This window comes from Gemmatimonadota bacterium (genome assembly GCA_039715185.1).
In the GTDB taxonomy this organism is placed as follows: Bacteria; Gemmatimonadota; Gemmatimonadetes; order Longimicrobiales; family RSA9; genus DATHRK01.
On record JBDLIA010000117.1, the window covers coordinates 1 to 7,637 of the forward strand.

The 7,637-nt window shown below is 71.5% G+C and carries 6 protein-coding genes; 5 read left to right on the plus strand and 1 reads right to left on the minus strand.

The genetic code is table 11. The features are described 5' to 3' along the window. Nucleotides 1-13: 13 nt before the first annotated feature. A complete protein-coding gene (locus ABFS34_15055) occupies nucleotides 14-781 on the minus strand; it encodes a hypothetical protein (GenBank protein ID MEN8376744.1) in 768 nt (255 codons plus the stop codon). Nucleotides 782-998: 217 nt separating this feature from the next. Here ABFS34_15055 and ABFS34_15060 point away from each other — a divergent pair, with 217 nt between their 5' ends. From ABFS34_15060 to ABFS34_15080, 5 genes are all read left to right on the plus strand, one after another. Next, nucleotides 999-3,440 carry a penicillin acylase family protein gene (locus ABFS34_15060; GenBank protein ID MEN8376745.1) on the plus strand — a complete coding sequence of 814 codons (2,442 nt, stop codon included), beginning with the start codon at nucleotides 999-1,001 and terminating at the stop codon, nucleotides 3,438-3,440. Further along, nucleotides 3,437-4,432: a YpdA family putative bacillithiol disulfide reductase gene (locus tag ABFS34_15065; GenBank protein MEN8376746.1), complete on the plus strand. Its 996-nt coding sequence runs from the start codon at nucleotides 3,437-3,439 to the stop codon at nucleotides 4,430-4,432. Before ABFS34_15060 ends, ABFS34_15065 begins: the two co-directional genes overlap by 4 nt. A 19-nt stretch (nucleotides 4,433-4,451) precedes the next feature. Then, nucleotides 4,452-6,005 carry an L-glutamate gamma-semialdehyde dehydrogenase gene (gene pruA / locus ABFS34_15070; protein ID MEN8376747.1) on the plus strand — a complete coding sequence of 518 codons (1,554 nt, stop codon included), beginning with the start codon at nucleotides 4,452-4,454 and terminating at the stop codon, nucleotides 6,003-6,005. A 60-nt stretch (nucleotides 6,006-6,065) separates the two neighbouring features. Beyond that, complete coding sequence (locus tag ABFS34_15075) at nucleotides 6,066-6,296, plus strand: NifU family protein (GenBank protein ID MEN8376748.1); 231 nt, start codon at nucleotides 6,066-6,068, stop codon at nucleotides 6,294-6,296. 106 nt (nucleotides 6,297-6,402) lie between these two features. Then, on the plus strand, nucleotides 6,403-7,530 hold the full coding sequence (locus ABFS34_15080) for an Mrp/NBP35 family ATP-binding protein (GenBank protein ID MEN8376749.1): 1,128 nt from the start codon (nucleotides 6,403-6,405) through the stop codon (nucleotides 7,528-7,530). Nucleotides 7,531-7,637 lie beyond the last annotated feature (107 nt).

Here is a 7,637-nt window from a genome sequence, read left to right on the forward strand (position 1 = left end):
GCCGGGCGCCGGCTCAGGCCATCTCCGCGGTGCGATTGGTGGCCTTCAGCGCGGCCAGCACGGCGGCGCCCTCGGGACGTGCTTCAACCGGGTGGGCGCCCGCGAGGTGACGTGCGCGCCGGCCCAATTCGGGGGCCAGCGCGGAGGCCGCTACCAGGACCACGTCCCGGTCCAGGGCGCGCACGACGCTGGCCGATTCGAGCTCCAGCACCACGGCGCCCAGCAGCGCGCTCTCAACCGCTCGTAGCCCGGCGCGCGCCGCGGCCCTGACGGATCCGAGCCCGAAGTCAGGCTCCGCGGCCTCCCCGGAGAACTCCTGGCCCGCGTGGACGAGCCGCGCGGCCACCATCACCCTGCCGTTCTCGCGTCGGACCTCGACCCCGGCGAGCGTCGCCCGCCCGGGCTCGGCTTCTCCCATGGGTGCCGCCGCGGGTCGCGCGAGGAGGGGCACGGTCTCGTGCAGGAGCTCGGGGGAGTGGGTCGGGGCCTGCGGGGGCGCCAGGGCGAGCGCGGCGTTGTATCCGTCGGCGGCCAACGGCAACGCCTCGGAGGCCGCCTCGCGCAGCTGGGCGATGCTGATGATGCGCTGGTCCACGGGGACGCCTAGCCGCTCCTCGAGTAGGTCGCGGACGTCCGTCGCGAGATCCCGAGGCTCCGGCCCCGACCGGATCAGCAGGTGGACTTCGCGTGGGTCCCCGTACACGTCCTCGCGCACGAAGGCGTCCACGACAGAAGGCAATTCGCGCAGGATGCCTTCCGCCCGGTCCTTGGTTCCGGACATTAGTATCCCGGATTCTGTTGATGACGGGGGGTATCCGCAGAGTGAGCGTCTGCGCGCGCTCCGTCAAGGGTTGGCCGGTCCGTGCGCCCGGCGCTAATGTCGGATCGCCCGTGCAGTCCCCATCCAGGAGACGCCCCGCGGTGATCACACATCCGGTTTCCAGCGATAGGCGAACGGCGTTCTCCGCCGCGGCGCTCGTCGCCACCCGGCCTGGCGCGTGCTGAGGCGCGTCGGACTCGCCGTGGCGGCGCTGGCCGTGGCGGCGGTGCTGGCCGCCGCGGGAGCGTGGTGGTACGCGAGTCGTTCCGTTGCGGACGATTCCGGCACCGTGTCGCTGTCCGGACTCGGCGCCCCCGTCGAGGTCTGGCGGGATTCGCTGGGTGTGCCCCACGTGTGGGCCGAAACGGAGCGCGACCTGGCGTTCGTACAGGGCTGGCTGCACGCGCGCGACCGGTTGTGGCAGATGGAGCTCCTGCGCAGGGCAGCGCAGGGCCGGCTGTCCGAGATGTTCGGGGACGCCACGCTCGACTCCGACCGGTTCCTGCGCGCCCTGGGCCTGTGGCGCGCCGCGCTGGACGGGGGCGCGGCGCTCGACGCGCAGGCGCGGGGCTTGATCGACGCTTACGCCGCCGGCGTCAACGCCTGGCTGGAGACACGGGACGTGCCGCTCCCGCCCGAGTTTTCGCTGGTGCGGGTGGAGCCGGAGCCGTGGACCGCCGCCAACGTCATCGCCATCGAGAAGGTGATGGCCATGGACCTGGCGCTCTATGGTACGTCGGCGAACGTGGCGCGGGCGGTGGCCGGGCTGGGCGCCGAACGGGCCCGCTGGCTCACTCCGCCCTACCCGGCGTGGGGAGAGACGATTCTGGACGATCACGCTGGCGCCGGAACGCGATCGGGCGAGCCTGAACCAGGCCCGGCGGCGGCGGCCGCCGGGCCGCCCGCGCTGCCGGGACCCGCGTCCGGCGCCGCGCTGCCGCCGCCCATCCCGGGCCCGGCCGCCGAGGCTCTGGCGCTGGGAGCGACCGCGCACGCCTCCAACTCGTGGGTCATCGGCGGGCGGCACAGCGCGTCCGGGAAGCCCATCCTCGCCAACGACATGCACCTTGCCCTGCGCGCGCCCAGCCTCTGGTATCTGATGGCGCTGCACGTCGCCGATGGCGACATGGACGTGGCGGGCATGACGCTGCCGGGCGCCCCGTTCGTCATCGCCGGCCACAACCGCGCGGTGGCGTGGGGATACACCAACGCCATGGTGGACGACGTGGATCTCTTCGAGGAACGCGTGGATCCGGCGGACCCGGCGCGCTATCTGGTGCCGGGCGGCAGCGAGCCGTTCGAGGTCGGCGTGGAGCTGATCCACGTGAAGGGCAGGGACGCGCCGGACACCCTGCGGCTTCGACGCACGCGTCACGGCCCGGTGATCAGCGACGCGGTGGACTTCCAGACCGACCGCGTGCTCGCGCTCGCGTGGGTGGCGCACCAGCCCTCGACCACCTTCCGGGCGCTGAGGAGCATGAACCGCGCGCGCAGCGGAGCGGAGCTGGCCGCCGCGGTCTCGAGCTTCACCAACCCGCACCAGAACGTCGTCTACGCGGACACCGCGGGCGACTGGGGCTACGTGATGGGCGGCAGGGTGCCCGTTCCCGCCAACGGCCTGAAGCCGCCGCTCACGCCGGTGCCGGGCTGGACCGGCGACTGGGACTGGCGGGCGTACCTGCCGCTCGGCGAGCACCCGGCGCAGAGCCGCCCCGAGCGGGGTTGGATCGTGACCGCCAACAATCGCCAGACCGCCGGCGAAGTCGGCGATCGCATCACCGCGCGCTGGTTCGGCCCGTGGCGCGCGCGCCGGATCGCCCAGATGATCGAAGACTCCCTCGCGGTGGGCGGCGGCCTGAGCGCGGACGGCGTGCACGCCATGCAGCTGGACGTGCTGGACACGCACGCGCAGCGCTACCGGGCCCTGGCGGTCGACGCCGCCGCCGCCGCGGGGCTGGCCGCGGCCGCCGCCGCGCTGCGGAACTGGGACCTGCGGGCGCGCCGCGACTCGCACGCGGCCGCGCTCTACTACCTGTGGCTCGAGGGGGTGCAGCGCGGCCTGGCCCGCGACCTGTACGGACCGCGCCGCGCCTGGATGCCGTCGGCCGCGGTGGATCACGCGCTCGAGCTGCGGAGGGTGCCCTGGGCGGCGACCGGGGCGGCCCGGCAACGCTTCGATGGGATCTTGCGGCGGGCCGCGGAGTACGCGGATTCCGTCGTGGCCGGGCGCGCTTGGGGAGAGCTCCATTCGGTGCGCGCCGAGCACGCGCTGGGCACCGTGGGGGCGTTGGAGACGGTGCTCGACCTGAACGTGGGCGATGCGCCGCACGGCGGCTCGCGCACTACCGTGAACGTGGCCAACTACACCGGGTCGGGGAGCGACAAGGTGAGCGCCTACGGGCCCTCCCAGCGCCACGTGGTGGACATGGGCGACGTGGACGGAGCCGGCGGGTTCATCATCCCCACCGGGCAGTCCGGGAATCCGATGAGCGAACACTACGACGATCAATTCCAACGCTGGCACGCCGGTGGCCTCTGGCGCATCCCCCTGGGGCGCGCGGCCGCCGAGGCGCGCGCCGTGCAGCGGCAGCGTCTCGTGCCCGCGGAGCCGACCCCGTGATCGACGTCCTCGTCATCGGGGCGGGGCCGTGCGGCCTGTCTGCCGCGGTCGCGGCCTCCAGGGCGGGCCTGAGCGCGCTCGTGGTGGAGAAGGGCTGCGTCACCAACTCCATCGCGTCCTATCCCACCTACGGCACGTTCTTCAGCACCGCGGACAGGCTGGAGCTGGGAGAGCTCCCCTTCATCGTCGCCGGGGAGAAGCCCACGCGGCGCGAGGCGCTGGCGTACTATCGGCGCGTGGTGTCGCACTTCGGCCTGGACGTGCGCCAATACGAGCGCGTCGTGGGGGTCGACGGCCGGGAGGGTGCGTTCGTCGTGCGTACGCGGCGGTCGTCGGGCGAGGAGCGCGCCTACGGGGCTCGCTGGCTGGTGGTCGCCACCGGCTACTTCGACACCCCTAACCTGCTCGGCGTGTCCGGCGAGGAGCTAGCCCACGTGTCGCACTACTACGACGAGGGCGCGCCCTACTTCGACCAGGACTGCGTCGTGGTGGGCGGAGGTAATTCGGCGGCCGAGGCCGCACTAGACCTGCACGATAACGGTGCCCGGGTCACCCTCGTGCACTTTCTGGAGCAGATGGACGAGGGCGTCAAGCCGTGGATCCTGCCCGACCTGCAGGATCGGTTCGCGGACTCCTCGATCGACGCCCGCTGGGGCACGCGCGTGGAGCGCATCGAGGCGGACCGCGTGCACCTGGTGCGGGAGGACGGCGCGCGCGAGGAGCTGGCGGCGGACTGGGTGTTCGCCATGACGGGCTGGACGCCGGATCCGGTGCTGCTGCGCGAGATGGGAGTGAGCGTGGACCCGCAGACGCACGTTCCGGCGCACGACCCGGACACGATGGAAAGCGAACGCGGCGGCGTGTTCATCGCCGGCGTGATCGCCGCGGGGAGCAACAAGACCTTCATTGAAAACGGACGCCTGCACGGTCCGGTGATCGCGCGCGCGCTACTGAGCCGGCGCGACCGGCCCGGGCGCGTGCGCACGGCCTAGGCGCGACAGCGAGGAGACGATGCTGCCAGAATTTCAAAACGAGCCCTTCACGGATTTCAGCGACCCGGACAACGCGCGCCTCATGGAGGACGCGCTGGCGAGAGTGCGGGCCGAACTGGGGCGCAGCTACCCCATGTACATCGACGGCGAAGAAGTGACGCTGGAGGACACCTTCGCCTCGGTGAACCCGGCGGCGCCGGCGGAGGTCATCGGCCGGTTCCCGAACGGGACCGCCGAGCACGCCGATCGGGCCATCGAGGCCGCCGAACGCGCCTTCGAGTCCTGGCGCCGGACGCCGGCGTCCGAACGCGCCCGGTACCTGGTGGACGCCGCCCGCCTCATGCGCGAGCGCAAGTTCGACCTGGCCGCGCTCATGGTTCTGGAGGTCAGCAAGAGCTGGGCGGAGGCGGACGGCGACGTGGCGGAGGCGATCGATTTCGCCGAGTACTACGCGCGCCAGATGCTGCGGCTGGAGCGGGGCGGGGAAACGTCCGAGCGGCCGGGCGAGGACAACCGCATGGTGTACATTCCGCTGGGGGTCACGGCGGTGATCCCGCCGTGGAATTTCCCCCTCGCGATCATGGCCGGGATGTCCCTGGCCGCGCTCGTCGCCGGCAACACGGTGGTCGTGAAGCCCGCCGAGCAGTCGCCCACCATCGCCGCGCGCTTCCTGGACATCATGCGGGAGCTGGGGCTTCCGGCCGGGGTGCTCAATTTCGTCACGGGGCCGGGCGAGATCGTGGGCGAGCGAATGGTCGATCACCCGCGCACGCGGGTGGTGGCGTTCACGGGCTCCAAGGCTGTGGGCACCCGCATCTACGAGCGCGCGGCGCGCGTGCACCCGGGCCAGGTGTGGCTCAAGCGCGCGGTGCTGGAGATGGGCGGCAAGGACGCGCTCGTGGTCGACGAAACGGCGGACCTGGACGACGCGGCCTCCTCCATCGTGGCCTCGGCGTTCGGCTTCCAGGGCCAGAAGTGCTCCGCCTGCTCGCGCGCTATCCTGGTCGAGGACGTCTACGACGAGGTCCTCCAGAAGGTCCTGGACAAGGCGCGCGCGCTGTCCGTTGGAGACCCGGCGGACCAGGACAGCTTCATGGGCGCGGTCATCGACGAAGAGGCGTTCGAGAAGATCAAGAGCTACATCGCGATCGGCCGCGAGGAGGGCCGGCTCGTGATGGGAGGCGACGCGTCGCCGGCCGAGGACGGCTACTTCGTGCAGCCCACCGTGATATCGGATGTGCCGCCGAACGCCCGGCTGGCGCAGGAGGAGGTCTTCGGCCCCGTGCTGGCGCTGATCAAGGCGCGCGATTACGACGACGCGCTGCGCATCGCCAACTCCACCGAGTTCGGCCTGACGGGCGGCGTGTTCTCGGCCGACGCGGACCGGCTGGCTCGCGCCCGCGAGGACTTCCACGTGGGCAACCTGTACCTGAATCGCAAGATCACGGGAGCGCTGGTCGGGGTGCAGCCGTTCGGTGGCTTCAACATGTCCGGGACCGACTCCAAGGCCGGCGGACCGGACTACCTGCTGCTGTTCACGCAGCCCAAGACCATATCGGAACGGGTGGCCTAGGGGCCGTAGCGGGACTAGATTATCTTAAGCGATAATCACTATTGATTCGTGGAAGACGAGATGAGCCGCCAGAAGGAAATCGAGGACGTTCTCACGGCGCTTCGGCCTGCCTTGCATGCCGACGGCGGCGACGTGGAGTTCGTCGACTTCGATGAGGGCGACGGCGTGGTTCGGCTCCGGCTGCTGGGGCTGTGCGAGACGTGCCCCATCTCCTCGGTCACCCTCAAGCAGGGCATCGAACGGAGGCTCGTTGCGGCGGTCCCGGGCGTGCGCCAGGTTCTGGCAATCTAGCCGAAGCGATCCCGGACGTCCCGCCAGGTAGCCCTGCCGACGTCCGCTGACCTCGCGAGGCCGGCACCCTCCGGTGGCCGGCCTCGCGCATAGAGAAGACAGCCATATGATCGATAGAGACGAGATTCTGAAGGCGGCCCGCGGCGCGCTTTCGGACGTCCGACACCCCGAGCACGGCGCCGACGTGCTTTCGGCCGGCAAGGTCCAGGATCTGGAGGTGTCGGAGGACGGCATCGTGCGCTTCCTGTTCGTCCTCGGCCCGGACGACCCGGGGACGCTCGTGCGCGAGTCGCGCGCTGCGGTGGAGAGCATCGAGGGAGTGACCCGGGCGCGCATCGACGTGCGGCTGCCCAAGACGTCGGGCGACCAGCCCAAGCCGGAGTCGAGGCGAGCCGAGTCCGGCCACCGACCGGGCACGGTGCCCGCGCCCACCCCCGCTCCCGGCATGGTTCCGGGCGTCCACCACGTGGTGGCGGTGAGTTCGGGCAAGGGCGGCGTGGGCAAGTCCACCGTGGCCGCCAACCTCGCCGTCGCGCTGGCGGCAAAGGGCGCTGCGGTGGGGCTGCTGGACGCCGATGTCTACGGCCCCAACATCCCGCTTCTGTTCGGCGAGACGGGTCGGCCGCGGGTGACAGGCACGCGCGGCCAGGAGCGCATCGTGCCGATGGAGGCGCACGGCGTACGCCTGATGAGCATCGGCTTCCTGATGGATGCGGATCAGCCCGCGATCATGCGCGGACCCCTGATCTCGGGCATCCTGAAGCAGTTTCTGGAGCAGGTGGAGTGGGGTGAGCTGGACTACCTGGTGGTGGACATGCCGCCCGGCACGGGCGACGCGCAGCTGTCCCTCGCGCAGTCGATCGCCATCGACGGGGCGGTGATGGTCACGACCCCCCAGGACGTGTCCACGGCGGACGTGCGGCGCGGCATACGCATGTGGGAACGGGTGCGCACGCCGGTGCTCGGCGTGGTCGAGAACATGGCCGGGTTCGTGTGCACCAGCTGCGGCGAGCAGCACGACATCTTCGGCGCCGGGGGCGGCGCCCGGCTGGCCGAGGAGATGGGCGTGGCCTTCCTCGGAAGCGTCCCGCTGGACACCGGCGTGCGGCGCTCCGGCGATGAGGGCTCACCCACCGTGCTCGTGGCACCCGAATCGGCCGCGGCCGAGGCGTTCGAGGCGGTCGCCGAGCGCGTCCGCGAGAGCGTCGAGGCCGCGGTGCACGTAGGGGCCTAGTGTACCGTAACAGAAGTTTCGATGGCATTCAGCGCGCGCTGCATCCCGCGAGCGCATCGTTGCCGCTTCTCACCGTAGCTACGGCTACGCTTCGTCTCGGCGCCGTG